We start from the raw sequence: 1,469 nt of genomic DNA, 5'->3' as shown, positions 1-1,469 counted from the left end.
GGGCTGATCCTCGAGACCTACCCTTCATCGCCCGGGATCTGGGGGATCCATATCCTGTCTTGCAATCCGAAACGCAGCATTCAAACCCCCGAACTCTCGAGTGCCGTACCTTTCATTAGTCTGAGATGCCCGAGAGTTCGAGGGCTTAATTTCTGGAGTTGCTGCGAAGGGTGAGGCGCGACTGTCGTCCCACGTATCCTTGGTCCTCAAGGAGGTGTCGGAGAGTGGCAGATTCATGGGAAGGTGCGGGGGCGGCGGATCGGCTGCTGAGTATCGGCCAGGTGTCGGCGAGGACCGGTCTGGCGCATTCCGCGCTGCACTATTACGAGAAGATCGGGCTGATCCAAAGTCAACGAAATGTCTCAAACCAGCGCCGCTACCCGCGATACATGATCCGCCGGATCACCCTGATCGCAGTGGGACGGCGTCTTGGAATTTCCCTGGAGGATATCGGGGTGGCACTTGCGCGGATACCGATGGATCGGCGGCCGAGTGAGGAAGACTGGAAGCAGGCTTCGGAGGAGTGGCGGTCGATTCTGGAGCAGCGCCGCCTGGCGATCGAGGATCTGGAGAGCCAGCTCATGGGTTGCATCGGCTGTGGGTGTCTCTCGATGACTGCCTGCGAGCTACTCAATCCGGCGGATGAGTTGGCGGTGGAGGGGCCGAGTGCCCAGCGGCTCCGGATCACCCATCAGGAAGATGGTGGCGTGGGGGAGGGTTGAGTCCGCGAATTTGACCTCAACTGAACTTGAAGTCATAAAGTCGTGGACCAGGTGGTGTGCCAGTTCAGTACCGCTCGGTCTAGCTCACCGCAGGACTAGATTTCTGACCAGATAGGATTCTTGATCATGACCGCTTCTGAAGAACATTTCCGTTCCGCCTTTCGGGCTCATCCCACCGGCGTTGCCGTGATTACCGCCCAGACCGAGGAGGGGCCGGTGGGCATCACCGCCTCCAGTGTCTCCTCTCTGGCGCTTGATCCTCTCGCCATTTCTTTCTCCCTGCAGCGGCAGACCGGCTCGGCCGGCAAGTTGCTCACGGCGAAGACCTACCTGGTTCATCTGCTGGCAGATATGCATGCGGATATGGCGGGCAATTTCGCCCGGACCGGAGATCCCCGCTTCACTGAAGAGCAGGGTTGGGAGACGTTGGAGACCGGTGAGCCCTATCTGCGTACCGCGCCTTATGCGATGCGGGTGAAGCCGGTCGGTTCGGTGAGGGTGGGAGAGGCCACGCTTATCGCCGCGGAGGTTCTTGAGGTGATCGCGGGGCCGGTGAATTCGCCACTGGTGTACCAGGACCGTACTTTCCGGAGCCTTTCGGATACCTACCAGATCTAGTCGGGGTGTGAGTTCGGTCACGCTTCATTGGCCTCAAGTTAGCTTGAGGCATTACATTGGTTCTCGTTAGTAAAAAATAAAGTTTGAAAGGATTTACCTAATGGCTGTTTACGAGCTTCCGGAACTTGA

The 1,469-nt window shown here is 58.5% G+C and carries 2 protein-coding genes; both read left to right on the top strand.

Translation table 11 applies throughout. From position 1 onward, the window contains the following. Positions 1-224: 224 nt before the first annotated feature. Entirely contained in the window at positions 225-722 is a 498-nt protein-coding gene (gene soxR / locus ACTU46_RS16145; RefSeq protein WP_443383948.1) for a redox-sensitive transcriptional activator SoxR, read from the top strand. A 126-nt stretch (positions 723-848) separates the two neighbouring features. Then, a complete protein-coding gene (locus ACTU46_RS16140) occupies positions 849-1,340 on the top strand; it encodes a flavin reductase family protein (RefSeq protein WP_443383945.1) in 492 nt (163 codons plus the stop codon). Positions 1,341-1,469: the final 129 nt, after the last annotated feature.

The sequence above is a fragment of the Corynebacterium sp. A21 genome, from assembly GCF_052266655.1.
In the GTDB taxonomy this organism is placed as follows: domain Bacteria; phylum Actinomycetota; class Actinomycetes; order Mycobacteriales; family Mycobacteriaceae; genus Corynebacterium.
The sequence above is the reverse complement of the archived record's forward strand: the minus strand, read 5'-3'. Positions and strand labels throughout refer to the sequence as shown.